The sequence below is a fragment of the Nocardia sp. NPDC051030 genome, assembly GCF_040683015.1.
Classification (GTDB): domain Bacteria; phylum Actinomycetota; class Actinomycetes; order Mycobacteriales; family Mycobacteriaceae; genus Nocardia.
The window spans coordinates 92,849-118,033 of sequence record NZ_JBFBCD010000006.1 but is presented as its reverse complement, the minus strand read 5'-3'; the positions used below and the strand labels follow the sequence as shown (position 1 = coordinate 118,033).

The 25,185-nt window shown below is 65.9% G+C and carries 32 protein-coding genes; 6 read left to right on the top strand and 26 right to left on the bottom strand.

Features of this window, described 5'->3' with window-relative positions:
* Positions 1-195 precede the first annotated feature (195 nt).
* Positions 196-1,395: an MFS transporter gene (locus AB0N05_RS21435; protein ID WP_364696861.1), complete on the bottom strand. Its 1,200-nt coding sequence runs from the start codon at positions 1,393-1,395 to the stop codon at positions 196-198.
* Between the two features lie 139 nt (positions 1,396-1,534).
* Here AB0N05_RS21435 and AB0N05_RS21430 point away from each other — a divergent pair, with 139 nt between their 5' ends.
* Complete coding sequence (locus tag AB0N05_RS21430) at positions 1,535-1,996, top strand: MarR family transcriptional regulator (RefSeq protein WP_364696858.1); 462 nt, start codon at positions 1,535-1,537, stop codon at positions 1,994-1,996.
* A gap of 69 nt (positions 1,997-2,065) precedes the next feature.
* On the opposite strand, the gene AB0N05_RS21425 is transcribed toward AB0N05_RS21430, so the two are convergent.
* Positions 2,066-2,971 carry a DMT family transporter gene (locus AB0N05_RS21425; RefSeq protein WP_364696855.1) on the bottom strand — a complete coding sequence of 302 codons (906 nt, stop codon included), beginning with the start codon at positions 2,969-2,971 and terminating at the stop codon, positions 2,066-2,068.
* Between the two features lie 222 nt (positions 2,972-3,193).
* Positions 3,194-3,763: a TetR-like C-terminal domain-containing protein gene (locus AB0N05_RS21420; RefSeq protein WP_364696852.1), complete on the bottom strand. Its 570-nt coding sequence runs from the start codon at positions 3,761-3,763 to the stop codon at positions 3,194-3,196.
* A 97-nt stretch (positions 3,764-3,860) separates the two neighbouring features.
* On the opposite strand from AB0N05_RS21420, the gene AB0N05_RS21415 reads away from it, so the two are divergent.
* The gene (locus AB0N05_RS21415) at positions 3,861-4,298 is read left to right on the top strand and encodes a hypothetical protein (protein ID WP_364696848.1); all 438 of its coding nucleotides are present in this window, start codon (positions 3,861-3,863) and stop codon (positions 4,296-4,298) included.
* A 116-nt stretch (positions 4,299-4,414) separates the two neighbouring features.
* Here AB0N05_RS21415 and AB0N05_RS21410 read toward each other — a convergent pair whose 3' ends face one another.
* From AB0N05_RS21410 to AB0N05_RS21350, 13 genes are all read right to left on the bottom strand, one after another.
* The gene (locus AB0N05_RS21410; RefSeq protein ID WP_364696845.1) at positions 4,415-5,011 is read right to left on the bottom strand and encodes a hypothetical protein; all 597 of its coding nucleotides are present in this window, start codon (positions 5,009-5,011) and stop codon (positions 4,415-4,417) included.
* A gap of 171 nt (positions 5,012-5,182) precedes the next feature.
* Positions 5,183-5,479: a 30S ribosomal protein S17 gene (gene rpsQ / locus AB0N05_RS21405; RefSeq protein WP_364696842.1), complete on the bottom strand. Its 297-nt coding sequence runs from the start codon at positions 5,477-5,479 to the stop codon at positions 5,183-5,185.
* The gene (gene rpmC / locus AB0N05_RS21400) at positions 5,476-5,715 is read right to left on the bottom strand and encodes a 50S ribosomal protein L29 (RefSeq protein WP_364696839.1); all 240 of its coding nucleotides are present in this window, start codon (positions 5,713-5,715) and stop codon (positions 5,476-5,478) included. Before rpmC ends, rpsQ begins: the two co-directional genes overlap by 4 nt.
* A complete protein-coding gene (gene rplP, locus AB0N05_RS21395) occupies positions 5,715-6,131 on the bottom strand; it encodes a 50S ribosomal protein L16 (protein ID WP_364696836.1) in 417 nt (138 codons plus the stop codon). The genes rpmC and rplP overlap by 1 nt, the downstream gene beginning before the upstream one ends.
* 3 nt (positions 6,132-6,134) lie before the next feature.
* Positions 6,135-6,938, bottom strand: a complete 804-nt coding sequence (rpsC, locus tag AB0N05_RS21390; RefSeq protein WP_364696833.1) for a 30S ribosomal protein S3 — start codon at positions 6,936-6,938, stop codon at positions 6,135-6,137.
* A complete protein-coding gene (gene rplV / locus AB0N05_RS21385) occupies positions 6,939-7,340 on the bottom strand; it encodes a 50S ribosomal protein L22 (RefSeq protein ID WP_364696830.1) in 402 nt (133 codons plus the stop codon). It lies immediately after the preceding gene.
* Entirely contained in the window at positions 7,337-7,618 is a 282-nt protein-coding gene (rpsS, locus tag AB0N05_RS21380; protein WP_364696827.1) for a 30S ribosomal protein S19, read from the bottom strand. The genes rplV and rpsS overlap by 4 nt, the downstream gene beginning before the upstream one ends.
* Positions 7,619-7,632: 14 nt before the next feature.
* On the bottom strand, positions 7,633-8,463 hold the full coding sequence (rplB, locus tag AB0N05_RS21375) for a 50S ribosomal protein L2 (protein WP_364696824.1): 831 nt from the start codon (positions 8,461-8,463) through the stop codon (positions 7,633-7,635).
* Between the two features lie 32 nt (positions 8,464-8,495).
* Entirely contained in the window at positions 8,496-8,801 is a 306-nt protein-coding gene (rplW, locus tag AB0N05_RS21370; RefSeq protein WP_067695895.1) for a 50S ribosomal protein L23, read from the bottom strand.
* Positions 8,798-9,469, bottom strand: coding sequence for a 50S ribosomal protein L4 (gene rplD / locus AB0N05_RS21365; protein ID WP_364696821.1), 672 nt, complete (start codon positions 9,467-9,469; stop codon positions 8,798-8,800). Before rplD ends, rplW begins: the two co-directional genes overlap by 4 nt.
* Positions 9,466-10,131 (bottom strand): 50S ribosomal protein L3, encoded by a 666-nt coding sequence (rplC, locus tag AB0N05_RS21360; protein WP_364696817.1) that lies wholly within the window; start codon positions 10,129-10,131, stop codon positions 9,466-9,468. Before rplC ends, rplD begins: the two co-directional genes overlap by 4 nt.
* 14 nt (positions 10,132-10,145) lie before the next feature.
* Complete coding sequence (gene rpsJ / locus AB0N05_RS21355; protein WP_040804197.1) at positions 10,146-10,451, bottom strand: 30S ribosomal protein S10; 306 nt, start codon at positions 10,449-10,451, stop codon at positions 10,146-10,148.
* Between the two features lie 477 nt (positions 10,452-10,928).
* On the bottom strand, positions 10,929-11,339 hold the full coding sequence (locus AB0N05_RS21350; protein WP_364696814.1) for a hypothetical protein: 411 nt from the start codon (positions 11,337-11,339) through the stop codon (positions 10,929-10,931).
* A gap of 128 nt (positions 11,340-11,467) precedes the next feature.
* Here AB0N05_RS21350 and AB0N05_RS21345 point away from each other — a divergent pair, with 128 nt between their 5' ends.
* Positions 11,468-11,944, top strand: coding sequence for a hotdog fold domain-containing protein (locus tag AB0N05_RS21345; protein WP_364696811.1), 477 nt, complete (start codon positions 11,468-11,470; stop codon positions 11,942-11,944).
* A 49-nt stretch (positions 11,945-11,993) separates the two neighbouring features.
* Here AB0N05_RS21345 and AB0N05_RS21340 read toward each other — a convergent pair whose 3' ends face one another.
* The 5 genes from AB0N05_RS21340 to AB0N05_RS21320 all read right to left on the bottom strand — a co-directional run bounded on the left by AB0N05_RS21340 (position 11,994) and on the right by AB0N05_RS21320 (position 15,531).
* The gene (locus AB0N05_RS21340; protein WP_364696808.1) at positions 11,994-12,371 is read right to left on the bottom strand and encodes a hypothetical protein; all 378 of its coding nucleotides are present in this window, start codon (positions 12,369-12,371) and stop codon (positions 11,994-11,996) included.
* Entirely contained in the window at positions 12,368-12,835 is a 468-nt protein-coding gene (locus tag AB0N05_RS21335; protein ID WP_364696805.1) for a hypothetical protein, read from the bottom strand. The genes AB0N05_RS21340 and AB0N05_RS21335 overlap by 4 nt, the downstream gene beginning before the upstream one ends.
* 71 nt (positions 12,836-12,906) lie before the next feature.
* Entirely contained in the window at positions 12,907-14,745 is a 1,839-nt protein-coding gene (locus AB0N05_RS21330; RefSeq protein WP_364696802.1) for an alpha/beta hydrolase, read from the bottom strand.
* Positions 14,742-15,083, bottom strand: a complete 342-nt coding sequence (locus tag AB0N05_RS21325; protein WP_364696799.1) for a hypothetical protein — start codon at positions 15,081-15,083, stop codon at positions 14,742-14,744. The genes AB0N05_RS21330 and AB0N05_RS21325 overlap by 4 nt, the downstream gene beginning before the upstream one ends.
* Before the next feature lie 4 nt (positions 15,084-15,087).
* Positions 15,088-15,531 (bottom strand): hypothetical protein, encoded by a 444-nt coding sequence (locus tag AB0N05_RS21320; RefSeq protein ID WP_364696796.1) that lies wholly within the window; start codon positions 15,529-15,531, stop codon positions 15,088-15,090.
* A gap of 222 nt (positions 15,532-15,753) precedes the next feature.
* Between AB0N05_RS21320 and AB0N05_RS21315 the strand changes: the two genes are divergently transcribed.
* Complete coding sequence (locus AB0N05_RS21315) at positions 15,754-17,004, top strand: lycopene cyclase family protein (protein WP_364696793.1); 1,251 nt, start codon at positions 15,754-15,756, stop codon at positions 17,002-17,004.
* On the opposite strand, the gene AB0N05_RS21310 is transcribed toward AB0N05_RS21315, so the two are convergent.
* The 4 genes from AB0N05_RS21310 to AB0N05_RS21295 all read right to left on the bottom strand — a co-directional run bounded on the left by AB0N05_RS21310 (position 17,001) and on the right by AB0N05_RS21295 (position 21,047).
* Complete coding sequence (locus tag AB0N05_RS21310; protein WP_364696790.1) at positions 17,001-18,029, bottom strand: SDR family oxidoreductase; 1,029 nt, start codon at positions 18,027-18,029, stop codon at positions 17,001-17,003. The genes AB0N05_RS21315 and AB0N05_RS21310 overlap by 4 nt on opposite strands.
* A gap of 245 nt (positions 18,030-18,274) precedes the next feature.
* Positions 18,275-19,144, bottom strand: a complete 870-nt coding sequence (locus AB0N05_RS21305) for an ABC transporter permease (RefSeq protein WP_364696787.1) — start codon at positions 19,142-19,144, stop codon at positions 18,275-18,277.
* Complete coding sequence (locus AB0N05_RS21300) at positions 19,141-19,953, bottom strand: ABC transporter permease (protein WP_364696784.1); 813 nt, start codon at positions 19,951-19,953, stop codon at positions 19,141-19,143. Before AB0N05_RS21300 ends, AB0N05_RS21305 begins: the two co-directional genes overlap by 4 nt.
* Positions 19,950-21,047 carry an ATP-binding cassette domain-containing protein gene (locus tag AB0N05_RS21295; protein WP_364696781.1) on the bottom strand — a complete coding sequence of 366 codons (1,098 nt, stop codon included), beginning with the start codon at positions 21,045-21,047 and terminating at the stop codon, positions 19,950-19,952. Before AB0N05_RS21295 ends, AB0N05_RS21300 begins: the two co-directional genes overlap by 4 nt.
* A gap of 308 nt (positions 21,048-21,355) precedes the next feature.
* Between AB0N05_RS21295 and AB0N05_RS21290 the strand changes: the two genes are divergently transcribed.
* The gene (locus AB0N05_RS21290) at positions 21,356-22,858 is read left to right on the top strand and encodes an aldehyde dehydrogenase family protein (RefSeq protein WP_364696777.1); all 1,503 of its coding nucleotides are present in this window, start codon (positions 21,356-21,358) and stop codon (positions 22,856-22,858) included.
* A gap of 129 nt (positions 22,859-22,987) precedes the next feature.
* Here AB0N05_RS21290 and AB0N05_RS21285 read toward each other — a convergent pair whose 3' ends face one another.
* On the bottom strand, positions 22,988-24,124 hold the full coding sequence (locus AB0N05_RS21285) for a helix-turn-helix domain-containing protein (protein WP_364696774.1): 1,137 nt from the start codon (positions 24,122-24,124) through the stop codon (positions 22,988-22,990).
* A gap of 258 nt (positions 24,125-24,382) precedes the next feature.
* Here AB0N05_RS21285 and AB0N05_RS21280 point away from each other — a divergent pair, with 258 nt between their 5' ends.
* Positions 24,383-25,177 carry an enoyl-CoA hydratase-related protein gene (locus AB0N05_RS21280; protein ID WP_364696771.1) on the top strand — a complete coding sequence of 265 codons (795 nt, stop codon included), beginning with the start codon at positions 24,383-24,385 and terminating at the stop codon, positions 25,175-25,177.
* Positions 25,178-25,185 lie beyond the last annotated feature (8 nt).

The following is a 25,185-nucleotide window of genomic DNA, read 5'->3' as shown; positions in this document are numbered from 1 at the left end:
CGAATAGCGGTGCCCCCATTTCGAGCACATTCGCCGAGGCTAGCAGCGCCCCGAATGCACCACAAGAACGAGTGGTACGGAATGCCGGAATGCTCCCGAAACTCCGAAATTTCCTTTGCGGCAATATATGTCACGGCACAGGCCCACCTCTCGAATGGAGAAGTGGGCCTGCGAGTTTCGAATGCGACGGAAATATCAGTGGGCGGCGGCCAACTGCTCGGAAGGCACGGCACCCGCCTCGGCAGCCGGAACATCCCGGCGCTCCAGGACGGTCGAGAGCACGGCCAGCAGCAGCGCGGAGACGGCCAGGGCGGCACCGACCCAATTGGGCGCGGTGTAGCCGAAGCCAGCGGCGATGACCAGGCCACCGAGCCAGGCGGCCAGCGCATTACCGAGATTGAACGCACCGATATTCATGGCCGAGGCCAGGGTCGGCGCGGCGTGCGCATGATCGAGCACACGCTTCTGCAGGGAAGGCACCGTGGCGAAACCGAGCGCACCGGCCAGGAAGATGGTCACGGCCGCGAGCGCCTTGTCCTGCGCGGTGACCGTGAACAGCGCGAGCACAATGGCCAGCGCGGTGAGCGACACATAGAGCATGGGCATGGTGGCGCGATCGGCGAACCTGCCGCCCACCAGATTTCCGACGAACATGCCGAGACCGAGCAGGGCCATCAGCCAGGTGACGGCACCGGGGCCATAACCCGCGACCTCTGTCATCATCGGCGCGATATAGGTGATGGCGGCGAACACCGCACCGAAGCCGAGCACGGTCATCCCCATGGCCAGCAGTACCTGCACGTTCTTGAAGGCGGCCAGCTCGTCCCGTAGGTGCACACCGGCGGGCCTGGGCACCTCGGGCACCAGCTTCGCCACACCGATCAAACCCGCCACGCCGAGCGCGGCGACCAGCACGAAAGTGATTCGCCAGCCGACACTCTGGCCGACGAAGGTGCCGAACGGCACGCCCACCACATTGGCGAGGGTCAGGCCCGTGAACATGAGCGCGATCGCCCCGGCCTTCTTATCGGGCGCGACCAGATCGGCCGCCACCACCGAGCCGATGCCGAAGAACGCGCCGTGCGCGAGCGAGGCGACCACGCGGCCCAGCAGCAGCACACCGAACACCGGAGCCACGGCGGCGAGCAGATTGCCCGCGATGAACAGGCCCATGAGCAGCATGAGCATCTTCTTGCGCGAGACCTTGGTGCCGAGCACGGTCATCACCGGCGCGCCCAGGACGACGCCGAGCGCATAGCCGGTCACCAGCCATCCGGCCGTCGGGATGGAGACGCCGAAGTCCCCGGCGATCTCGGGCATCAGTCCCATGATGATGAATTCGGTGGTTCCGATCCCGAAGGCCCCGATGGCCAGGGCAAGTAGCGCGAGCGGCATGAACTGCACCTTCCAGACGATTGCAAGAGCACCTTACGTGCGTCCACAATAATTGCAGACGCGTGTTAATTGCAAGCGCGGACTATCTCGATAGTGGACTATCCTGGTAGCGAACCCGCTCCGACCAGGAGGAAACGCCATGACCGCCACCGACCCGGCCCTCACCGCCCTCTCCCAGGGCTGGTGCGCCCTCTCCCTCCTGCACGGCAAGATCGAAATCCATATCGAGCGCGCCCTCCAGGCCGAGCACGACCTCAGCGTCCGCGAGTTCTCTCTCCTCGACGTGCTGAGCCGCCAGCGGGCGGACGAGCCCGGCGGCATGCTCCAGATGAAGCAGGTCGCCGACGCGGTCGTCCTCAGCCAGAGCGCCACCACCCGCCTGGTCACCCGCCTCGAGGACCGCGGCCTCCTCGCCCGCTACCTCTGCCCCACCGACCGCCGCGGCATCTACACCCAGGTCACCGACGCCGGACGCGAACTCCTCGACGCAGCCCGACCCACCAACGACACCGCCCTACGCGAGGCCCTCGACGCAGCCGCCCGCAACCCCGAGCTGACTCCCCTGGTGCGCGCAGTCGAATCCCTGCACGTCCCCGCATAATTCGTCGAGGGAGCTCTGGTGGAGGCGAATCGGACGAATTCCCGCCACCATCGCTCCCTCAGCGGTTGGTCAAGCCAGGTAGATGGTTCCGATGCCCGCTACCACCGCGATGGTGGCCATGACGCGGGGGACGCCGAAACGTTCACCGAAGAGCAGGGTTCCGATGAGTGCGCCGACAATGATGCTCGATTCCCGCAGGGCCGCAATGTCCGCCAGTGCGCCCCGGGTCTGGGCCCACAGGATCAGGCCGTAGGCGAGGAAGCTCAGGACACCGCCGGTGAGGCCGATGTGCCAGACCGGGCGGAGGTCCGACCAGAGGTCATTGCGACGCGCGTACAAGGCGTAGGCGGGGACCGCGAAACCTTCCAGGAGCATCAGCCAGCCGATATAGCCCAGGGTGCTGCCGGATTCGCGCACGCCGATGCCGTCCACCGTCGTGTAGGCGGCGATCATGGTTCCGGTCAGGACCGCGGCACCCACCGCGGCCGGACGGCTCGGGTTGGTCCGGTGACCCCAGAAGACCAAGCAGCCCAACCCGATCGAGATGAGCAGTACGCCCGCCACCTGTCCGCCGCGCGGCGTCTCATTGAACAGCAGCGCCGCCACCAGCGTGACCACCAGCGGGGAGGTCCCGCGCGCCAGCGGATAGGTCTGGCTCAGGTCGCCGAGGCGGTATGACGCCATGAGCAGCACGTTGTAGAAGATGTGCAGGATGACCGACGCGCCCAGATACCACCAGCTGCGCGAATCGGGCGGAGCCGCCAAGAGCACCAAGGGAATCGCGCACAGTGATCCGCCCGCATTCACGAGCGTGATCGATACGAGTTTGTCGGGCACCCAGTGCGCGATCGCATTCCAGGCGGCGTGCCCGCACGCGGCCACCAGTGTTGCCGCCAAGACCACGGCGGGCACGCGTGCCGAACCGCTCAGCGCGGCAAGGGATTGCGAGGAGGAAAGCAGGACATCCACGGCCATCAGCACTCTCTGTCTCCGGCCCGTTCTCAGGGCAGGTGAATGGAGTACTCCAGGCTTTTATCCCTTCATATGACGAAGGCTCCGGCGGAATCCCTCGTGGCGTCGCTCGGACCAGTCCTCGCAGACCTGATTGTGTGTTGTACCAGGCGGTCTGTTCGCGGAACCCTAGACGCGATCACCATCGACCCTAGCAGTCATTGGTCTAGACCGGCCACCTTGTTTTCATTCGAAGGCGACCGTGGCAATCATGTTGCGGGCCATGGCTTCGGGGTCCGAGGGGTTACCCAGCGACGAATCCCCCAGCGCCCCTTCGCGCCAGAGCGAGGCGAAGCCGTGCACCAGGGACCAGGCGGCGAGGCGGGTCGACCGCTGATGTTCCGGGGTGCCGTCGGGCTGTTGCAGCGCGACGCCGGAGCGCAGCGCATCACCCGCAGCGGTGCGCGCGTCGGCCAGGCGCTGGTCGTCGGCGCGCAGGACATCGCGGCGGAACATGACGTCGAAGTGGCCGGGGTATTCGCGTGCGAAGCGAATGTAGGCCACCGCAACCTCACGGAAATCCCCTCCGGCAGCGGCCAATTGCGCGGCGAGCAGCCCGAAACCCTCGATGGCCAGCTCGGTGAGCAGGCCCGCGCGATCACCGAAGTGGTGCGCGGGGGCCGCGTGTGAGACATCCGCGCGCCGGGCCAGTCCGCGCAGGGACACCGCATCGAGGCCCTCCGCCGCGATCTGCTCGGCCGCGGCGGCCAGGATGGTGGCCCGCAGATCTCCGTGGTGATAACCGCTCTTCGCCATGTGTCGATGGTCGCCCATAATCTAGCCATTGACAAGTTCCCCAGCTCGCACCTAATCTAGCCACTGTCAAGATAAGCAAGACATGCAGGAGACTCTGATGGCACCGCTGGTCGTACTTCTCGCAATCACCGGATCGACCCGCCTCATCGGCTGGCTGACCGGCCTCACCTGGCTCGACTCGTGGCCGCACACCGCCGCCCTCGGCCTCGCCGTCATGTTCGTCCTGACCGCGAGCGCACACTTCGTGGAGCCCAAGCGCAGCGCGCTGCTGGCCATGGTCCCGCCGCAGCTGCCCAACCCCGCGGCCTGGATCGCCCTCACCGGAGTCCTCGAATTCGGCGGCGCGGTCGGCCTGCTCATCCCGCCGCTCACCACACTCGCCGCAGCGGGCCTACTACTACTGCTGATCGTCATGTTCCCCGCGAATGTGCGTGCGGCCCGGGACAATATCGGCATCAAAACCATGCCGCTGCCGCTGCGCACCGTCGTGCAGGGGATCTTCCTCGGCGCATGCGTGATCGTGCTCCTCGGTTGAGCCCGATGGCGATGGCGATGGCCGATCCTGGGGATTGCGCCACTGGGAAAATGTTCCGCAAATACCGAAGGCCCGCATCCAATCAGGATGCGGGCCTTCGGCTTTCGACTATGGGGTCAGCAGTACTCGCAGACGCCGTTCGCAGGGAGCTGGATGAAGCACTGCGAGCACAGGACCTCGCGGGTGGCCTCGGGCTTCGGCTCCACGGGTGCGAAGGCGGAAGCGACGGCGGTGCCGCGGCGGGTGGCGGCCACCTTCGGGGTGAGCGGCGGGATGCCGAAATCATTGGGATCGGCCGAACCGTGCGCGACGTAGCACTGCCAGCGCGCGTAGGCGGCATGCAGTTCGAGGTCGGCGGGAATGGGGAGGGCCGCCAGCTCGAGGACGTACTTGTAGCTGTCGCTGACCTTGTGGTTCTGCTTGACGCACAGGGAAGTCAGCGGGGGCTCGCCGGCGGAGTGGCAGCGGCGGGCCACCTTGCGCAGGATGGCGTCCATCCACGTGCGGGTGGGGGCGTCGGTCTTCACGCCCGACATGTCCTGCACCCGTTCGGCCAATTCATTGACCGTCACGAAATGGCCGTAGCCGGTTGCGGTTTCGGCGAGCACCTCATGCGCGGCCAGTGCCCATGCCACAGCCGCGTCGCGGAAAGTCACCGCCTCGTGGTCGTCGATCCGCCAAGCACCCGAAGTAGTTGTCGCAGCATCCCTCATAGCTCCTCAAAGGTAACTCCTCGAGCCGCCGGCACGCCAATACCACGCCGCTACAGATGAGATCCAGCCGACATGCGCTGGGCCGAGCGACCTTTGCGCAAACAGAACGAAGGCCCGCCTCCCAAAAAGGAAGCGGGCCTTCGCTTTACAACTGTGAGTCGTGGAGCAGCCTTACTTGGCGCGCTCCAGGACCTCGACCAGACGCCACCGCTTGGTAGCGGACAGCGGACGGGTCTCCATCAGCTGCACGAGGTCGCCGACATTGGCGGTCTCGTTCTCGTCGTGCGCCTTGACCTTCGAGGTGGTGCGGATGATCTTGCCGTAAAGCTTGTGCTTCACGCGATTCTCCAGCTCGACCACGATGGTCTTGGTCATCTTGTCCGAGACAACGTAGCCCTTGCGCACCTTGCGCTGGCCCCGCTCCTCAACTGTGGCCGGCGTCTTGGCCGGGCCCTTTACGTCGCTCATGCGGCGTCTCCCTTGCCTTCAGGACCGGAGGCCAGGCCGAGCTCGCGCTCGCGCATGACCGTGTAGATGCGTGCGATCTCGTGACGGACCACACGCAGGCGGCGATTGTTGGTCAGCTGACCGGTCGCCATCTGGAAGCGCAGGTTGAAGAGTTCTTCCTTACCTTCACGCAGCTTGGCGACGAGCGCTTCGTTATCGAGCTCGCGGAGCTCTGCGGCTGGATTAGCGGTAGCCATCAGAACTGCTCCTCCCTGGTGACGATCCTGCACTTCATGGGGAGCTTGTGCATCGCGCGGCGCAGGGCCTCACGAGCGGTCTCCTCATTCGGGTAAGACATCTCGAACATGATCCGTCCCGGCTTCACGTTCGCGATCCACCACTCCGGCGAACCCTTACCGGAACCCATGCGGGTTTCGGCCGGCTTCTTGGTGAGCGGGCGATCGGGGTAGATGTTGATCCAGATCTTGCCGCCACGCTTGATGTGGCGGGTCATCGCGATACGCGCCGACTCGATCTGACGGTTGGTCACGTAAGCCGGCTCCAGAGCCTGGATGCCGAACTCACCGAACGCCACCGAGGTGCCGCCCTTGGCCATACCCGAACGGCCGGGGTGATGCTGCTTACGGTGCTTGACCTTGCGAGGCATCAACATAGGTCAGCCCTCCTGGGTCGTCTCTGCCGGTGCCTCCGCGACAGCAGTCGCGGCGCGTCCGGCTTCAGTGCTGGTCGCCGTGGTGCCCTGGGCACCGGAACGACGCGGGCGGCTCGGCCGCTCACGACGCTCGCGACGATCGCCGGACGGAGCGGCGGTCGCAGTGACCTCACGCTTGCCACCGACGATGTCGCCCTTGTAGATCCAGACCTTCACGCCGATGCGACCGAAAGTGGTGCGCGCCTCGTACAGGCCGTAGTCGATGTCCGCACGCAGGGTGTGCAGCGGCACGCGACCCTCACGGTAGAACTCCGAGCGCGACATTTCGGCGCCACCGAGGCGGCCCGAGCACTGCACGCGGATGCCCTTGACGTTCGGCGAACGCATGGCCGACTGGATGGCCTTACGCATCGCACGACGGAACGCCACACGGTTCGACAGCTGCTCGGCAACACCCTGAGCAACGAGCTGCGCATCCGACTCGGGGTTCTTGACCTCGAGGATGTTCAGCTGCACCTGCTTCTTGGTGAGCTTCTCCAGCGCCGCACGGATGCGATCGGCCTCGGCGCCGCGGCGACCGATGACGATGCCCGGACGGGCGGTGTAGATGTCGACCCGCACACGATCACGGGTGCGCTCGATCTCGACCTTCGAGATACCCGCGCGCTCCATGCCAGTGGCGAGGAGCTTGCGGATCTGAACGTCTTCCTTCACGTATTCCGCGTACTGCTTGTCCGCGTACCAACGCGACTTCCAGTCGGTGGTGATACCGAGGCGGAAGCCATGGGGATTGATTTTCTGTCCCATTTACTTTTCCCCTCCCTTCCGGCGGTTGCGAGGGGCGTTGGAAAGCGAAGGCACGCTCTCGACCTCGATGGTGATGTGGCTGGTGCGCTTGCGGATCCGGAACGCACGGCCCTGGGCCCGCGGCTGGAAACGCTTCATGGTCGCGCCCTCGTCGACAAAAGCCGTCGAGATGACCAGGGTGGCCGGGTTCAGGCCGAGGTTGTTCTCGGCGTTGGCCGCAGCCGAGGCCACAACCTTCGCGACCGGCTCGCTGGCGGCCTGCGGAGCGAACCGCAGGATGTTCAGCGCATCTTCGACTCGCTTGCCGCGAACCATGTCCACGACCCGGCGCGCCTTCATAGGCGTCACACGGACGTGCTTGGCGGTTGCGCGCGCGGTCGGGTTCTGAGTTTCAGTGCTCATCGCCGCTTGCTCTTCCGATCGTCCTTGACGTGGCTCTTGAACGTACGAGTCGGTGCGAATTCACCGAGCTTGTGTCCAACCATGTTCTCCGACACGAACACCGGCACGTGCTTGCGGCCGTCGTGGACCGAGAACGTGTGGCCGATGAAATCGGGGATGATGGTGGAACGACGCGACCAGGTCTTGATGACCTGCTTCGTGCCCTTCTCGTTCTGAACGTCCACCTTCTTGAGGAGGTGGCCGTCGACGAACGGACCCTTTTTCAGGCTACGTGGCATGTCTAACCTCCTCCTTAACGCTTCTTGCCGCGGCGGCGGACGATGAGCTTGTCGCTCGGACGGTTGGGCTTACGGGTGCGGCCCTCAGGCTTGCCCCACGGCGAGACCGGGTGGCGACCACCGGAGGTCTTACCTTCACCACCACCGTGCGGGTGGTCGACCGGGTTCATGACCACACCACGGACGGTCGGGCGAACGCCCTTCCACCGCATGCGGCCGGCCTTACCCCAGTTGATGTTCGACTGCTCGGCGTTGCCGACCTCGCCGATGGTGGCGCGGCAGCGCACATCGACGCGACGGATTTCACCGGAGGGCATACGCAGGACGGCGTAAGCGCCTTCCTTACCCAGCAGCTGAATCGACATGCCCGCGGCACGAGCCAGCTTGGCGCCACCGCCCGGACGCAGTTCCACCGCGTGAATGGTGGTACCGGTCGGGATCGAGCGCATCGGCAGGTTGTTACCCGGCTTGATGTCGGCGCCCGCACCGGACTCGATCTTCGTGCCCTGGGCAATGCCCTTGGGCGCGATGATGTAGCGCTTCTCGCCATCGGCGAAGTGCAGGAGCGCGATGTTCGCGGTGCGGTTCGGGTCGTACTCGATGTGAGCGACCTTGGCCGGCACGCCGTCCTTGTCGGACCGACGGAAGTCGATCAGACGGTAGGCGCGCTTGTGGCCACCACCCTTGTGACGAGTGGTGATGCGACCCTGCGCATTACGACCACCGGTCTTCGAAAGCGGACGCAGCAGCGACTTCTCGGGGGTCGAGCGGGTGATCTCGGCGAAGTCCGAGACCGATGCACCACGACGACCCGGGGTAGTCGGCTTGTATTTACGGATTGCCATGAGTCTTCTCTACTTTCTGGATTCCCAGGCGCTTACGCGACCGGGCCCCCGAAGATCTCGATGGGCTTGCTATCGGCCGAGAGGGTCACGAGTGCGCGCTTCGTGCTCTTGCGCGTTCCGTAACCGAATTTGGTCCGCTTGCGCTTGCCCTGACGGTTGGCGGTATTGACGCTGGTCACCTTGACGCCGAAAACCTTCTCGACGGCAATCTTGATCTGCGTCTTGTTGGAGTCCGGGTGCACGATGAACGTGTACGTGCCCTCTTCGATGAGTCCGTAGGACTTCTCCGAGATGACCGGCGCCAGCAGAATGTCGCGGGGGTCGGCGATGGTGGTCACTTGCTCTCCTCCTGTGCAGCTTCGGCGGGGCCGTGCACGAAGGCGTTGAGCGCCTCGACGGAGAAGATGACCTCATCGGCCTTCAACACGTCGTAGGTGTTCAGCTGATCGGGAGCGATCGGGTGCACGTTCTGGAGGTTCGCAACACTCTTCCAAGTGGTGACGTCCTCGCGGCCCACCACCACCAGAATCTGCTTGCGGGTAGACAGTTCGGCCAGGAAGCTCTTGGCAACCTTGGTCGACGGGGTCTGACCCGAAACCAGCTCGGTGATGACGTGGATGCGCTCGCTACGAGCACGATCCGACAGGGCGCCACGCAGTGCGGCGACCTTCATCTTCTTGGGCAGACGCTGGGTGTAGTCACGCGGCTGCGGGCCGTGGACGATGCCACCGCCGGCGAACTGCGGCGCACGGGTCGAACCCTGGCGCGCACGGCCGGTGCCCTTCTGGCGGTACGGCTTCTTACCACCACCGCGGACTTCACCGCGGGTCTTGGTGGAGTGCGTGCCCTGGCGAGCCGCGGCCCGCTGAGCCACGACGACCTGGTGCATCAGCGCGATGTTCGCGGTGACGTCGAAGATCTCCGCGGGGAGCTCGACGGTGCCCTCGGTCTTGCCGCCCGGTGCCTTGACCGGAAGCGTCAGGTTGGTCTTGGTCTCGGTGCTCATGCCCGGGCACCACCCTTCACTGCACTCTTGACGATCACGACGTGGCCGCGACGGCCCGGGATCGCACCCTTGATCAGCAGCAGACCGTTCTCGGCATCCACCTTGTGGACCGTGAGGTTCTGCGTGGTGACGCGGTCGCTACCCATACGTCCCGACATGCGCATGCCCTTGAACACGCGACCCGGGGTGGAGCAACCACCGATGGAACCCGGACGACGGTGCACAGCCTGCGCACCGTGCGAGGCACCCTGGCCCTTGAAGCCGTGACGCTTCATGGTGCCGGCGAAGCCCTTGCCCTTGGAGGTGCCGGTGACATCCACGTACGAGCCCTCTTCGAAGGCGTCGGCGTTGATTTCCTGGCCGACCTCGAACGCAGCGGAATCCGCGAGGCGGATCTCGGCGATGTGGCGGCGAGGAGTGACACCGGCCTTGGAGAACTGGCCGGAGACCGGCTTGTTCACCTTGCGCGGGTCGATGGCGCCGTAGGCGATCTGAACGGCGGCGTAGCCGTCGCGCTCCACGGTGCGAATCTGCGTAACGACGTTCGGGCCCGCCTTGACGACGGTCACGGGAACGACGCGGTTCTTGTCGTCGAAGACCTGGGTCATGCCGAGCTTGGTGCCCAGAATGCCCGCGGCCGGACGGCTCTTGTTGTCAGTCATATTCGAAGTCCCCGTCACTGGATATTGACGTCGACAGAGGCCGGGAGGTCGATGCGCATCAGCGCGTCAACCGTCTTCGGCGTCGGGTCGAGGATGTCGATAAGCCGCTTGTGGGTGCGCATCTCGAAGTGTTCGCGCGAGTCCTTGTACTTATGCGGCGAACGGATGACGCAGTAGATGTTCTTCTCGGTGGGCAACGGCACCGGACCGACGACACGAGCGCCGGTGCGAGTCACCGTCTCGACGATCTTGCGCGCAGACGCGTCGATCGCCTCATGGTCGTAGGCCTTGAGCCTGATGCGGATCTTCTGTCCCGCCACGCTGAGTGTCCTTTTCTCCGCTTACGTCGTGATCCCTGAGCTCTCGCTCCTGAATCACCCTCATTTGCATAGCCCGAACACACGAAGACGCATCAGCCACCACACGACCGGCCCACCTGGGGCCTAATCCATCGCCGCTGTTCATCTGTCATGGTTCTATCCGGTCCACGCGGTCGGGCGTGTCGCCTGGCCGCTCATTCCTGTGCCCGGATGAAATCTCTATCTGGGCCTCGGAACGTTGTCCCGAACGCACCCGCGCCGTATTCAGCCGGGTACAAAATTGGGTCTCACTTACCCACGACCTGCGACGATTCATCGAAACGACGCAACGCGGTCTGGGCAACCCGAACAGTATGCCTCGAGCCAGGGGGGGACTTCAAATCGCCCCCCACTTACCCGCGAACCCCGATGGCCCTGGTCACACCAGGTGCCGCGAGTGACGGCCCGGCACACCACAATCCGAGTCCCGAAGCCCGGTCATCGAGGCCGCGTCGCCCGGATCAGCCTGACGAAAAGCCGGACTATGAGCCCTGTCACCGTGACCAGCGCCAAGCAGCCGATCGCGAAGTAGACCATCCAGCGCGGACTGTCGAGAACGGCGGCGTCATCGGTCACGCGCACGGCGACCGTCGTGCCCGGCGGCTCCGAATCGGAGACACCGTGCAGCGTGCCCACATCCGCGACCCCATTGCGAACCCAAGACCCAAGGCAGGTGTAATTCGTCCCTGCCTTGCGCCCCGCCAATTCACACTGCAGAACCTGCGCGGTGACCCGCTCACCGGCGAGATAGGTATCCACCTTGTCGTAGTAGGCCGGGATCAGAAAGCACAGTCCCCCGAACACCACCACGACAATGAACCTCAGCTTGTCCCTCCAGCCGTCCAGCACAGTGACGGAGTATGCCAGCGAAGTGACTAACTACCGTTTACGAATCGCTCGGCGTGGCCACACCGCGTGCCACGAGCGACGGCCCGGGGGTACTTCCGGATAACTTACTTCTGAGTAAGATACGCGGCATGACGAAAGAGACCGCCACCTACCGCGGCTGGAAGAAGCTCCCCGACAACCGCCTCGGCCACACCCTGTTCTCCCTGGGCATGGTGGCCCGCGTGCCCTACTTCGGCACCGTCCTCCCCACCGTCGTGCGCCTCGAGCCCGGCCTCTGCGAAGTAACCGCCCCCAAGTGGTTCGGCATCCACAACCACCTGAGCACCTTCCACGCCATCGCCGCCTGCAACCTCGCCGAGGTCGCCATGGGCATGCTCTCCGAGGCCACCGTCCCGGACACCCACCGCTGGATCCCCAAGGCCATGAACGTCCAATACCTGGCCAAGGCCAACTCCAGCCTCCGCGCCGTAGCCAAACTCCCCGAGATCCCCGACTTCACCAAGATCACCGAAGGCCAGGAACTCATCGTCCCCATCTCCATCTACGACAAGTCCGGCCTCGAGGTCGTCCACGCCGACATCACGACCTGGATCACCCCCAAGTAACACCTCCCGAACCTGGCAATTCTGTTGCGAATCAACAGGATTGCCAGGGTCAGGACCCATAGAAGGCAACCAGCAGGGTGGCTCCCGGAATCGCGGGCAGGAGCGGTGTCAGCACGGCGAGGACGATCCGCGTCGCCCATGCTGCCCGAGCGCCGATCGCCCACTGCGTGACGAGTCCGGCAATGGCCACGACAAGTAGCAATGCAGTGAACGCCGCAGCGGCCACCAAGCCCGCGGAGCCCTCGGGATCCATGCCCGCGAAAATGAATGTCACCAGTACCGCAGGCGCGACGCAGACACCCAGCACAATCGTCACGATGGTCGAGAACAGCGCTGGCAACCACCAGTTCCGATTGGCATCCGGCGTAATCGAAAACGCACCGGGATAAGGCGGCATCGGCCGCCAACCCGGCTCGTCGCCGCTCACTGCGCGTGGATCTCGGTCGGGTCGGGATCGAGGGGCTGCATGGCCGATTGCGGGAAGCAGGGGGAGCTACCGGTCAGGCTCAGGGAGCCGTCGCCTTTGCCTGCGTCTTGTAGTTGCAGGCCGTAATCGTCACTCGTCTTCACGACGACGACCCGATCTCGGGAGTCGACTTCCCGCCATCCGCTGTCCTGCCAGAGGCGTTTGATCCGGTCGAAGTAGTCCCGCGACGCGCCCGCCGGTACACCGACCAGCCAGTAGCCGCTGCGCACGTAATGCGGGCCGTCAGTCTCGGTGTTGCCATCTCGGCATGGCATCGTGAGCGGATACAGGTTGGTGTCTTTTCCCAGGTCCGGGCTGTCCGGCGTCTTCGACAAAGCCACCCCTGCGGGCAGGCCGCGCAAGGTCTCGGCCAGCAGCTCGTACACGCGGTGCTGGGCACGCTGCGCGGTCAGTGACGAATCCACATCCGATCCTTTCGAGGCACATCCGGTTACTGCCAATACGGCCGCGAGCACGACCGCCCATCGGGCACCAATCATTGGTAATGCACCTCCGAAAGATCACCGGTGATGATGTAGCCCATATTGATCAGGGATTTCGAATCGGCTTCCCAGTACTCGCTGTGGGCTTGCGTGCTGTAAGACGTTGTTGCCAGAAATCCCTTGAGCGGCAACGGAATCGGAGCCAATGCCGCCGCCAGCGGAACCACCTTGCTGGAGGTACCGGGATCGGACGTGAACACCTGAGCGCCGAACTTCGAGCCTGTCGGATCACGCCCGAAATCATCCGTGCCGCCCAGACCCGAAACGAGCGGGTACAGGGGCACCGGGTCGTTCTCCGCCTTGGTAGCGAAGACGTGCAGGTACTGCTGTCCATCTGGGACTCCGGTCAGCTTCAGGTCGGTTGCGTGGTCGACCGTGGTGCCGGGGCTCGCGACGAACACGACCGCATCCGCATCCAAGGTCCGACCATGTGAGGCGGCGTCGCCGACCACGGTCGTCCCATAGCTGTGCCCCAGCACCGTATTCCGCGAAGGCGGCCCGTCGTGGGTGACACGCAGCCCCTCTTGAAACCTGTCCAGTGCTGGTGCACCGGTGTCGGCGTACTTGCGATCGGTCGCATCGGTGAGTTCCGGTGGTGCGTCGTACCCGAACCACGCGATGGTCACCGGGTTCTTCGCGCCCGACCACCTCGCCTGCTGACTCATGGAATCCACCCGGGCCATGTCGTCGCCCATCTTCGATGGCTGGGAGCCGGTTCCGGGGACATACGTCGTGACATTGGTTGCGGCGTCGGGATTGCCGTCGGCGATGATCGTGTGTACTCGTTCCCCGGTCTGGCTGTCCAACTGCAGCAGAATCCGGTTGGGGTGGTTTTTGTCGTGCATGATGTCGTAGATCTTGCGCAGATCGTCGTACGGCTTGGCTCGACTCTCGGCGGAATCGAGCTTCGCTTTCCATTCGTTGTAGCCGGGTCGGGTCGAAAGCCAGTCGTCAGCTTCCTTGCTCGTGCCCCGGTATTTGGTCCAGTCGGGGTGCTGCGAACGCAGCTGCTCCACCTCGTTGCGAGCGGACGTGGCCCGGGTCATTTCGTCGTCGAGTTTGAGGTCGTTGTACTTGCTGCGGTCGCCGGATGGCATGCCCTCGTGGTTGCCCAGGTATTGGTCGTGCTGCCAGAGGGCGTTCTTGTCCTCGTCGCTGAGAGGGACCCAGAAGTCACGGAAGGCCTTGGGATCGTCCGGGATTCTCGCTTTGCCGTCGAGGATGTCCTGGACTTGTTGGCTGTGTTCGCCGAGTTTCACCGGGAGGGTGGAGGGTAGGGATTTGATGGCGCTCATGGCGGTGAAGGCGTTGTCGATCGCGGTGGCGGTGTCTTCGAGGATTTGGCCGAGGCCGGCGAGGGCCTTTTTGATGGGTGGCTCGTAGAGGGTTTTGGCGGTGTGGTCCAGGGCAGCTTGCGCGGTGGTGATGTCGGCGGCGCTCGCATCGCTCGGGAGGGAGAGTTTGGCGTCGGGGGCGGTGACGGTGCCGTCCTCGGCGACCTTGAATTTGTTCTTCTCGGTGAGGTCGATGGCGGCGACGGTGACGCGTTTGGCGGTGGCGATCTTCGTCTGCCCGTCGGTGGCGGCCGTGACCGCGCTGGTCAGGGCATCGATGACGGTGCGTCCCGCGGTTGCGGTGTCGGCGGCGCCGGTGCGGGCGCGGTCACCGGCGGCGCCGACCCAGTAGGCGGTGGAGGCCGCGTAGTCGCGGGAGCCTTGGTCCAGGTGCAGTTGGACGGTGTCGCGGACAGTGGTCCACTCGGTGATCTGCGGGGTCAGCGATTCGGGGACGATCGCATAGGCCTGCGATTTGGTGACGGGTGCGGCCGTCATGAGTTCGGCAGGTGGGTGGTCGCGTTCACGATGTTCATGCGCACGGCGAAGTCGGTGTGGTGGAAGGCGTCCACGCACAGAACCGTGGTGTTGCCGATCTTCGCCAATGCCTTGCCGAGAATGCCCGCGGCGTCAGCGGTGTCCTTGGAGCGCGCGGCGCATACGGTACCCAGGCGGAATCCGGCGAAGCCGCCGCTCACTGCCGCGGCGGCGTGACCGATCGGGTTGCCGCCGGGTGCGATGGTGTCGAGTGCTTGGCCGTGCGCGCGCATGGCGTTGGCGAGCGAGAGGGCATCGTTCTGGTCGATGCTCAGGGATTCGGCGAATGTGCTGCTCATCCGGTCACCGGCCGAGGCTGCGACGGAGGAAGGCCTGGTTCTCGCGGACGGCATCCTCGAATTCGAGTCTGCGAGCGAGCTCTTCCTCAGCCTTGGTGCGGAATGCCGGAGCAGACTGCGGTTGTGCGGGCTGCGGGCGGTCGAGTGCCTCGCGGGAGTTCCAGACGGCGGCGTCGATGCGGGGGTCCGAACGGAACTCGGCCAGGGCGGATTGCACCTGTTCCCGCGCCTGCGCCAGGGCCTGTGCGGCGAGGGCGGTCAGGCGGCGGCTCAGCTCGTCGCCGCCCAGCCGCAGCGCCTGGTCGTGGAGGTGGATCGCGATCTCGCCATCGGCGCATGCCTCGACGGCGAGCAGACCGTCCGCGGAGTGAGACCGCGAGCGGGCGGTGCTCAGCGCTTCGGTCAGCTGCTCGGATTTCTGCTGTAGCGGATCGCTGTCGTTTCTCATCCCACACCCCGAACCAAATGGTTGCCAATGAGTTGCACGCTATCAAATATGCCTGGTTGGACGAAGCCCTCGATGAGCCGGTGGAACGTCGTCGTCGCAGATAGAGCCGTATTCGGTCGATTTCCACGGTCTCGTTCACGGGATATTTCCCGGAGTCCAGACATGACACTCGACCGGGACTCGGTATGGCCGAATGCTTCGGTGGGCTGTTTGAATGCGGGTATGAGTGGGCGGGTTGGCGGGGCTGCTGATGTTTGCGTGGTGGGGCTGGGGCCTACCGGGCGGGCGTTGTCGCATCGGGCTATAGCCGCGGGGTTGACAGTGGTTGCGGTGGATCCGCGGCCGGAGCGGCTTTGGGGGCCTACCTACTCCTGCTGGATCGATGAACTGCCGGAGTGGGTGCCGCGCAGTGCTATTGCGAGCCGGATCGAGCGGCCCGCGGTGTGGACCTCGCGGGAATTGCGGATCGAGCGGCCCTATTGCGTGTTGTCCAAGCAGGGGTTGCGGGATGCCATGCCGTTGGATGACGCGACCGTCGTGGCGGGCCGGGCCCGTATCGTCCAGCCGCATCGGGTGGAGTTGGCGGACGGGACCGAGGTCCGGGCGGCGGCCGTGTTCGATACGCGGGGGCAGGGGTCGCCCGGGAAGCGGCGGACTGCCAGTGCGCATGGGATTTTCGTGGATGAGGATATTGCCGCGCCCATGGTCGCCGAGGGGGAAGGGCTGATGCTGGATTGGCGGGCCGAGAATGGGGCGGGGGCCGATGAGCCGCCTTCGTTCCTTTATGCGGTGCCGCTGGGGGATGGGACTGTCATCTTCGAGGAGACCAGTCTGGGGCTGCGCGGGGGGATGCCGCAGCACGAGTTGCGGCGGCGGACGTTGAATCGGCTTGCGGCGCATGGGATTCGATTGAAGGGCGATGAGCCCACCGAGGCCGCGCACTATCCGCTGGATGATGCGCCGCCGAAAGCCGGTCGCGGGCAGGTGATTCCGTTCGGGTCGCGGGGCGGGATGATGCATCCGATCACCGGGTATTGCGTGGCAGATTCGCTGTCGCAGGTGGACAAGGCGGTTGCCGCGCTACAGGGCGGGGAGGATCCGATCGAGGCCATGTGGTCTCGGGAGGCGCGGCTCGTCTACTGGATGCGCATGCGCGGGGTGTACGGGCTGGGGCGGCTCACCACCGCGCAGTCGATCGCCATGTTCGAGGCGTTCTTCACCCGGCCGCCTCGGCAGCAGCGAGCGCTGTTGTCCTCGCACGACGACTACACCGCACTCGGGGCGGCGCTGTTCATGACGGTTGCCACCACGTACCCGTTCCACTGGCGCTACGACCTGGTCGGCTGGACCAACCGAAATCGCTGGGTGGACTGGGATTACGGCCGTCCCGGCGCGGACACCCGCGGTGAGGGAGCGACTGTGTCACCGGAATCGGACATTCGCCGCCATGAGAGCTCCCTCGGCGATTTCTAGACCCAGTTCTCGATCCAGTACTTCCAGATGATGGGGGCGTAGCCCGCTAGGGGCGGCACCTTGATGTCGGTGCCCGCGAGACCCGCGGCGGTGTGGCGGGAGTCGAAGCGGCAGGTGAATTCGCTGTGTTCGATGACATCCCTGGGGAGGCCGACCTGACGCAGGGCCCAGCCCATGCCGGGGACTCGCAGGGACATGTCGAGGGTTTGTTTGGGCATGACCTCGACCAGGTGGGGGGCTCCCGCTTCGTCGGCGAAGAGGTTGAAGACGTCGGCGACGCTCTGGCGGCGCGGGTCGACCAGGTGATAGGTGGTGGATTCGCCGCCGGGGCGGTGTGCGAGGTGGTCGAGGGCGCGGGCCACGAAATCGACGGGGACCATATTGGTTTCGCCGAGCTTGGGCGCGACCACCGGCAGGATGCGCGGGAGTTGGGCGGCCATGCGGAGTAGGCGGAAGAAGTAGTAGGGGCCGTCGACGCGGTCGATCTCGCCGGTGCGGGAGTGGCCGATGACAATGGACGGCCGATAGATGCGCCACGGCACCGGAGAGTGTTCACGGACCGCCTGCTCGGCCTGCAGCATGGCGCGCTGGTAGGGGGTCGGCAGCAACTGGCCGACGTCGACCATGTCCTCGGTGAACAGGCCCTCCATCGTGCCCGCCACCTGCACGGTCGAAACATGATGCAGTTGGCCCGCTTCCAGCTCCCCGGCCAGTTCGGCCACGCGCTGGGTGCCGCCGCCGGGCGCGACCGAGTCGTAGCCGGCGGCCAGGTGGAAGACGTGTTCGATCGAACCCTTGTGCGCGGCAATCCAGCTCGCGTCGATGCCGAGTCCGGGCGCGCTCAGGTCGCCGCGCACCGGGCGGACCCGGCTGCCCGCATCCCAGGCGCGGGTGCAGCGGTTGTAGCGCAGCACGGAATCCTCGCCGGGTCGCACCAGCACGTGCACGTCGACGCCGCGTTTCAGGAGTTCGGGAACCAGAAACCTACCGATGAACCCAGTTGCCCCGGTAACCAGGTAAGCCATGAGGCCACCTTAACGTGATGCGGGACACACTTTTCCTGCGGCACCCAAATGCCCCAAACCTCCCACGTCCGGTGCACTTTCGGTGACCACCGAAAACGACACAGTGGTGACCACCAAAAACGACACAGTGGTGACCACCGAAAACGACACAGCGGTGACCACCGCTAACGACAGAACGTGACCACCGCAAACGACAGCGGCGGCACTCGGAGAACCGAGCGCCGCCGCCGCGAAACGATCCGGGATCAGGCCCCCGTCTCGGCCGCCCGGCGATAACCCCGAATGGCGGGATACGCGAACACCACGATCATGCCGATCGTCCATGCGAGCGTCTTGAGCAGCGGCGTCACGATCGGCCCGTCATAGGCGAGCCCGCGCATGGCGTCGATGGCCGTACTCATGGGCTGGTTCTCGACCGTCGTCTGCAACCAGCGCGGATACGCGAACACCGGCACGAATCCGGAATTGAAGAACATGAGCAGATTGGTGATGATGCCGATCACCTGCACCAGCATGATGCCGTCGGAGAACGTCGCCATGGCCGTCACCAGCACCGCGAAGCCGACGCCGAACAGGATCGGAATCCCGAGCATGGCGATCGAACCGGCTGGGCCGAACCAGAATCGGAAGCCCAGGCAGATGCCGACGGCGACCACGAACAGCGAGGTGATCAGCACGCGGATCGCCTCGGCCAGCAGCCGCCCGGTGAGCCCGGCGGCCCGGTGCACCGGCATGGTGTGGAATCGGCCGAGCAGTCCGGTCATCTTCTCGGTCTTGAAACCGAGCGCGCTGACCACGGAGCCGGTCATGGCGGCCACCAGGGTCACCATGGGCACGGTGCCGTAGATGGAGGGCGCACCGGTGGCGGCGGTGATCGAATCACCCAGCACCACACGGAACATCAGGAGTGTCGCCGCCGGATAGATCAGCGTCTGGATGGTGGTGGCGGGGTCGCGCGCCCAGCCCAGCAGCAGTCGCTTGCATTGGATCAGGCTCTGCTGCGCCCACACCGACAGCGCACGCTCCGAGCGCGGCTTCACCACGGGCAGCGGCTGATGCCCGGCCCACGAATCGGTGTCGACGACATCCGAATCGGCCTCGATGACAGAACTCATGACCGCCTCACACTCGCCGCGACCGCCAGCGGCGTGAAGACGACCGCCAGACCGACCAGCCACGCCAACGGCACCCAGAAGACCTGCCATGTCACGCCGTGTGCCGCCATGTCACGCAGTGCGAAAGAGAACTGCGAGATGGGCTGATTACGCACGAACGGCCGAATCCACAGGGGGAAGCCGGATTCCGGTACGAAACCGCAGGACAGCATGCCGAGGATCAGGGTGGGCAGGGTGAGCGCCTGGCTCAGTGATTCCGGACTCTTGGTCAGCGATCCCATCCAGTCCGCGCCGACGGCCAGCACCGTGCCGACCGCGAGCGAGAACCCGCAGAACAGCGCCGCCTGACCCCATCCGGCCACGAATCGGAAGCCGATGAGATGCCCCCACCCGATGGCGGCGACGAGCGCGGTGATCGAACGCACCAGACCCGCACTGATTCTCGACAGCAGCGGGACCATCTTGCCGATGGGCATGGTCTGCATGCGCATATTGAGTCCGGTCATGGCCTCGAACGCGGCCAGCTGCGCATTCGACATCATGGTGAAGGACATGGTCTGCAACACGATGATCGGCATGACGAACTGCGCGTAGTCGATGCCGCGGAACTGCATGACGTATTTCAGTGGCAGGTAGAAGCCGAGCGTGAACACCAGCGGCGTGATCACCGCAATGATGAGCTCGCCCTTGGTGGCCATGACCCAGACGATGCGCCCGGTCAGCGCACGCCACTGCGCGAAGCTATTGGGTTTGGCGACCGGTAGTCCGGCGAACAGATCGTCGGCCCGGGTCGTGGCGGGCGCGGTCACGGCTTGCCCCCGGAATGTCCGGTGAGGGAGAGGAAGACGTCGTCGAGCGAGGGCCGCCGCAGGCCGATATCGGCGAGTTCGATGCCCGCGCCGTCGAGCCGCCGCAGGGCCTCGGCGAGGGTGGCGGCACCTTCCGGAGCCGGAATCGACAGCCGGTCACCACCATTGATCTCGGCGCGCACCGCGGCGGGCACCAGATCGCCGAGCGCGTCGGCGGCCTTGCTCAGATCCTTCGGGTCGAGCGGCACGATCTCGCAGTAGCTGCCGCCGGTCTTCTCCTTCAACGCGTCGGCGGTGCCTTCGGCGATGACGGTGCCCTTGTCGATGACGATGATGTTGTCGCTGAGCACATCGGCCTCTTCGAGGTACTGCGTGGTCAGCAGGACGGTGATGCCCTGGTTCTTGAGCGCGGTGACGAGATCCCACACGCCCTGGCGACTGCGCGGGTCGAGGCCGGTGGTGGGTTCGTCGAGGAACACCACCTCGGGGCGGATGACGAGTCCGCAAGCGATATCGACGCGGCGGCGCATGCCACCGGAGTAGTGCCGGACGGCGCGACGGCCGGCGCTGGTCAGGTCGAATTCCTCGAGCAGGGTGTCGGCGCGCTTGCGGGCGTCCTTGCGGCCCAGGCCCATGAGACGGCCGAACAGTTCGAGGTTCTCACGGCCGGAGAGGTTTTCGTCCAGGGCCGCATACTGTCCGGTCATCATGATGGAGCGGCGCACCCCGGCTGCGTCGGTGCGCACATCGTGGCCGGCGACCCGGGCGATGCCGGAGTCGGGGCGCAGCAGGGTGGAGAGGATCTTCACGCAGGTGGTCTTGCCCGCACCATTGGGGCCGAGGATGCCGAGCACGCGGCCGCGGTCCGCGGTGAAGCTGATGCCCTGCAGGGCGTGCACATCACCGAAGGACTTGCGAACGTCCTCGACGTAGACCGCGGGTTCGCCGCTTGTCGCGGGCGCGGCGGCACTACTGCTCGCGGGCTTCTCGGCGTTGCTGCTCGCAGCCTCCTCGACACTGCGTGTCGCGGGCTGGTCCGCACCGCCCGGGGGCGTGTCTGGCGTGTGCGAATCCGGATTGTCCAAGCTCGGCATCAACTCTCCACTATCGGCTGGGCGGGCAAATCAGGTCGCCCCGTTGCGGCGGGTCCCCACATCCCTCCCGGGATGATCCACTCCGCCGCGCGTGATGTTACCGGCGCGGCAGATTCGGGGTCTTTCCTTCGGTCATGCGACCATTCGGGTGCTGTGTCCTTGGTCACAAACTGTGAGGTACCCGAATAGCCGCAGATCCGGGCACGGACCGGCCGGTATGCGGTGATTTCGCTACCTTGTCGCATCTGCGCCTCGAACCCTAGTCTGGCGTGGAGGGGAGAGATTTCGAGGCCGCGAGAGGGTAATTCATGGCCGAGTCCGCGCAGCCACGAGCCGAATCCGGGCAACCGCAGCCGGCAGCGCGCACCGGGGCGGGACGACCGAAGGTTCTGACCTCCTACGATCCGCGCACCGGAGAGGTCGTCGGCGATTACGCCGTCATGGGCTCCGGTGAGCTGACCCGCGCCGTCCGATCCGCGCGCACCGCCGAACAGTGGTGGGCGGCAATGGATTTCGACGGTCGCAAACGCTGGCTGCTGGATTGGAAGCGCGTCATCGCGCGCGGCACCCGGGAACTGGTGGACCTTGTCAGCACCGAGACCGGCAAACCGCGCATGGACGCCGCCATCGAGGTGACCCTGGCGGTGGAGCATCTGGATTGGGTTGCGCGCCAAGCCGACAGCGTGCTGGGCCGCTCCACCCGCGCGGCCCGCTGGTTCCACCGCGACCGATCCAGCTCGGTCGGATACCGGCCGCTGGGCGTGGTCGGCGTGCTCGGGCCGTGGCACAATCCCGTGCTCACCCCGATGAATTCGATCGCCGCGGCCATGGCGGCCGGGAATGCCGTGGTCTTCAAGCCCAGTGAGCTGACCCCGGGCGTGGGCACCTGGCTGGCCGACACCTGGAGCCGCCTGGCCCCCAATCAGCCTGTCCTCCAGGCGGTTACCGGTGACAGCTCGACCGCTGCGGCGCTCTGCCGGTCCCGCTTGGACAAGATCGCCTATGCCGGTTCCCCCGCCGGAGCGCGGGAGATCACCGCCCTGTGCGCGCAAACCGCCACTCCCCTGGTGCTGGAGCAGGGCGGGCGCGGAAGCATGATCGTCCAGGTCGATGCCCGGCTCGACACCGCCGCCGCGGCAGCCGTTTACGGGGCCATGGCCAATGCGGGCCAGCAGCCCGCCGGAGTGCACTGCGTCTATGTGGCGGAGTCGGTCTACGACCCGTTCCTGGAGTTGGTGGCCGATCAGGCCCGCCGCCTGCGCCCGGGCGCGGATCGCCGAGCGTCGTACGGCCCCATGGTCATCGAGGGCCAGCTGACCGAGGTGCGCCGACAGGTCCGGGACGCCATCACGCGCGGCGGCCGCACGGTATTCGGCAGCCTGGAGTCCATTCGCGAGCCGTACATCGAGCCGATCGTGCTCACCGAGGTACCGGAGGTGAGCCTCGCGATCACCGGGGACGCGGTCGGCCCGGTCCTGGTGGTGAACCGCGTGGCGAATATGGATGAGGCCATCGAACGCGTCAATGCCGCCGAACGCCCCTTGCCGGTAGCGGTTTTCACCCGCGATGTGCGCAGCGTCCCCGAATTCGCGGAACGCCTGCGCACGGATCTGGTGACGGTGAACGCCACCCCGGTCTACGGCGTCAATGGTCCCGGGCGCATTCGCGACGAGCGGACTCTGCGCGAATTCGCCCGCCCGCTCACCATTTCCGAGCAGCGTCACCGCGAACCGGTACTCGGCACCTTCGACAGCAGCCCCCGCCGACTTCGCCTGGCGCGGGCCGTCTTCCGCATGCGGCACCGAGTCTGAGCCGTCACACCAGACGGTGCCGGGAAGGCCCCTGCCATCCCGGCTCGCTCATGGCAGGACCCCAGAGCATGAGTCAGATTCCAGCCAAGGCACGCCGGAATTACGGAGCGCGACAATCGATGCGCGTAGTTACTCAGGATTCGAGGCCGGGCCCAGCAGGACCGCGCTCATCAGGGCGCTGACCCGGGCCATGGTTCCCGCGCGGGAGTCGAAGCGGAGGCGGCGGCCCACGTCGGCGACCAGGGAGATGGCGGCGTGCACGCGGAAGCGAGCTTCGACCGGGTCGCCTTCCAGGAGGTTGGCCCATTCCAGGACGTTCTGCCGCTGGATGGAGCGGAGCCGATGCTGTTCGGAGGCGGGCAGATTCGAGAATTCGGAGAAGTAGACGGGCAGGATCTCCGGCATGGCGAAGGTCATGCGGGCGAAGCGGTCCGCGATGCGGACGGCGGCGTCGGAGCGGCTGGTCGCCTCGGACAGCGCCTCGGCATTGGCGATGGCCACGCGTTCGCCGGTGCGATGGAAGGCGGCGGCCAGCAGATCGGACTTACTGGTGAAATACCGGTAGACGCTCGAGGCATTGATTCCGGCGGCCGCGCCGATCTCCTCGATGCTTGCCTCGTAATAGCCCTGGCGGCCGAAGATCCGAATGGCCTCGGTCAGCAATTGCTCGCGTTTGGAGATGACCGGCAGCCCGCGCGCGATCGGCTCGCCGGTGGGCGGCGGCAGTGCGGGTGGCAGGTCGGCGCGCAGGATGTCCCAGCAGATGTCCTCCATGAGCTTCACCAGGCGCGTGGTGGACAGTGCCGTGCGGTGCGCGGTGATACTGCCGATGGCGCTCAGCACCGCGGCAGCACGCAGCTGGATATCGGCGGGTTCGGCCTCGGGGTACAGCTCGGCGATGGGCACGGCGAGGGTGTCGTGCAGCGCGGTGTAGATGACGCGGATCCGGGCGCGGTCCTCGCGCTCCAGGTAGCGGCGTTCCCAGCGGTACAGTCCGCCTTCGCGGCGTACGTCATTGGTGTATTCGGTGACGCCGCGAATCAGTGCGGTGAGTCGCGGTTCGGGTTCGAGTCTCGGGTTGTCGGCGTTCTGGGCGGCGTCCAGCAACTGCTGGGCACCCATTTCGGCGGCGGCCACGAGGAGTGCGTATTTATTGGTGAAGTGCCGGTACAGCGCGGGCCCGGAGATGCCGACCTCGGCCGCGATCTCGTCCACGCCGACCGGGTGGTAGCCGCGCTCGGCGAAGGCGCGAGCAGCGACGCGCACGATTTGCGCCTTGCGATTCTTGGGGCGGCGACGCGGCCCGGCCGTTGTCGATGACAGAGTGCCGTCGGATCGCGGAGATTCGGTTTTCGGTCGCGCGGAAGCGAGTCCTGCCTCGCTGCGATCGGCGACCATTCACATTCTCCTTCTCAACGACACCGGCCATTGACAGTGCCGGACGAGCCCACCTAAGTTAACCACAATTCGCAAAGCTGAACATATCGCGCGGACTGACTGCCCGCACGCGGATCGGGAGCATCAATGAAGAACACCGCGACCACCCCGGGCTACACCGCCGTATTGGACGGCCGGGTGCTGCGTGTCACCATCACCAACCCGAAACGCAAGAACGCCATCGACTACGACACCATGGTCGGGCTCGGCGACACTGTGCGCGCCGCATCGGCGAATCCCGCGGTCCGGGTGATCGTGCTGACCGGCGAGGGCGGCGACTTCTGCACCGGCGCGGACCTGTCCGCCGGCCCGGGCGAGGCCGCCCGCGGCATCACCCCCGAGATGACCATGGTCGCGGCGAACGACATGATCAAGGCCATCGTGGACGCCCCGATCCCGGTCATCGCCCGCCTGAAGGGCGCGGCCGCCGGTGTCGGCGTCGCCTTCGCCCTCGCGTCCGATCTCACCTACGCCTCCGAGGACGCCTACCTCCTGCTGGCCTTCATCAATATCGGCCTGATGCCCGATGGCGGCGCGGCGGCCATGGTCGCCGCGGCGGCGGGACGCCCCCTGGCCGCCGAGATGGCACTGCTGGGCGAGCGGCTGCCGGTCGCCAAGGCCCTCGAGCACGGCCTGATCACCGGCGTCTACTCCGATGCGGATCTCGATGCCAAGGTCGAGGCCGCCGCCGCCAAGCTCGCCCACGGCCCGCGCCGTGCCCTCGAACTGACCAAGCGGGCTCTCAACGCAGCCGCCCTGACCTCCCTCGACGCCGCCCTGGCCGCCGAGGCGACCGGTCAGGTGGAGCTGCTCCAGTCCCCCGACTTCGTCGAGGGCGCGACCGCCATGCTCCAGAAGCGCAAGGCCGCCTTCGCCGAATAGCCCAAGGC

What these genes read in the sequence shown, in the direction of transcription:
- AB0N05_RS21420 (WP_364696852.1), bottom strand. Translation starts at nt 3,763, where the DNA reads ATGGCGAAGAGCGGTTATCACCACGGAGATCTGCGGGCCACCATCCTG.
- rplC (WP_364696817.1), bottom strand. Translation starts at nt 10,131, where the DNA reads ATGACTGACAACAAGAGCCGTCCGGCCGCGGGCATTCTGGGCACCAAG.
- AB0N05_RS21305 (WP_364696787.1), bottom strand. Translation starts at nt 19,144, where the DNA reads ATGAGTTCTGTCATCGAGGCCGATTCGGATGTCGTCGACACCGATTCG.
- AB0N05_RS21435 (WP_364696861.1), bottom strand. Translation starts at nt 1,395, where the DNA reads ATGCCGCTCGCGCTACTTGCCCTGGCCATCGGGGCCTTCGGGATCGGA.
- AB0N05_RS21325 (WP_364696799.1), bottom strand. Translation starts at nt 15,083, where the DNA reads ATGAGCAGCACATTCGCCGAATCCCTGAGCATCGACCAGAACGATGCC.
- AB0N05_RS21280 (WP_364696771.1), top strand. Translation starts at nt 24,383, where the DNA reads ATGAAGAACACCGCGACCACCCCGGGCTACACCGCCGTATTGGACGGC.
- AB0N05_RS21425 (WP_364696855.1), bottom strand. Translation starts at nt 2,971, where the DNA reads ATGGCCGTGGATGTCCTGCTTTCCTCCTCGCAATCCCTTGCCGCGCTG.
- rpsC (WP_364696833.1), bottom strand. Translation starts at nt 6,938, where the DNA reads ATGGGACAGAAAATCAATCCCCATGGCTTCCGCCTCGGTATCACCACC.
- rplD (WP_364696821.1), bottom strand. Translation starts at nt 9,469, where the DNA reads ATGAGCACCGAGACCAAGACCAACCTGACGCTTCCGGTCAAGGCACCG.
- rpmC (WP_364696839.1), bottom strand. Translation starts at nt 5,715, where the DNA reads ATGGCTACCGCTAATCCAGCCGCAGAGCTCCGCGAGCTCGATAACGAA.
- AB0N05_RS21295 (WP_364696781.1), bottom strand. Translation starts at nt 21,047, where the DNA reads ATGCCGAGCTTGGACAATCCGGATTCGCACACGCCAGACACGCCCCCG.
- rplV (WP_364696830.1), bottom strand. Translation starts at nt 7,340, where the DNA reads ATGAGCACTGAAACTCAGAACCCGACCGCGCGCGCAACCGCCAAGCAC.
- AB0N05_RS21310 (WP_364696790.1), bottom strand. Translation starts at nt 18,029, where the DNA reads ATGGCTTACCTGGTTACCGGGGCAACTGGGTTCATCGGTAGGTTTCTG.
- AB0N05_RS21290 (WP_364696777.1), top strand. Translation starts at nt 21,356, where the DNA reads ATGGCCGAGTCCGCGCAGCCACGAGCCGAATCCGGGCAACCGCAGCCG.
- AB0N05_RS21410 (WP_364696845.1), bottom strand. Translation starts at nt 5,011, where the DNA reads ATGAGGGATGCTGCGACAACTACTTCGGGTGCTTGGCGGATCGACGAC.
- rplP (WP_364696836.1), bottom strand. Translation starts at nt 6,131, where the DNA reads ATGTTGATGCCTCGCAAGGTCAAGCACCGTAAGCAGCATCACCCCGGC.
- AB0N05_RS21330 (WP_364696802.1), bottom strand. Translation starts at nt 14,745, where the DNA reads ATGACGGCCGCACCCGTCACCAAATCGCAGGCCTATGCGATCGTCCCC.
- rplB (WP_364696824.1), bottom strand. Translation starts at nt 8,463, where the DNA reads ATGGCAATCCGTAAATACAAGCCGACTACCCCGGGTCGTCGTGGTGCA.
- AB0N05_RS21345 (WP_364696811.1), top strand. Translation starts at nt 11,468, where the DNA reads ATGACGAAAGAGACCGCCACCTACCGCGGCTGGAAGAAGCTCCCCGAC.
- AB0N05_RS21415 (WP_364696848.1), top strand. Translation starts at nt 3,861, where the DNA reads ATGGCACCGCTGGTCGTACTTCTCGCAATCACCGGATCGACCCGCCTC.
- rpsS (WP_364696827.1), bottom strand. Translation starts at nt 7,618, where the DNA reads ATGCCACGTAGCCTGAAAAAGGGTCCGTTCGTCGACGGCCACCTCCTC.
- AB0N05_RS21430 (WP_364696858.1), top strand. Translation starts at nt 1,535, where the DNA reads ATGACCGCCACCGACCCGGCCCTCACCGCCCTCTCCCAGGGCTGGTGC.
- rpsQ (WP_364696842.1), bottom strand. Translation starts at nt 5,479, where the DNA reads ATGAGCGACGTAAAGGGCCCGGCCAAGACGCCGGCCACAGTTGAGGAG.
- AB0N05_RS21315 (WP_364696793.1), top strand. Translation starts at nt 15,754, where the DNA reads ATGAGTGGGCGGGTTGGCGGGGCTGCTGATGTTTGCGTGGTGGGGCTG.
- AB0N05_RS21320 (WP_364696796.1), bottom strand. Translation starts at nt 15,531, where the DNA reads ATGAGAAACGACAGCGATCCGCTACAGCAGAAATCCGAGCAGCTGACC.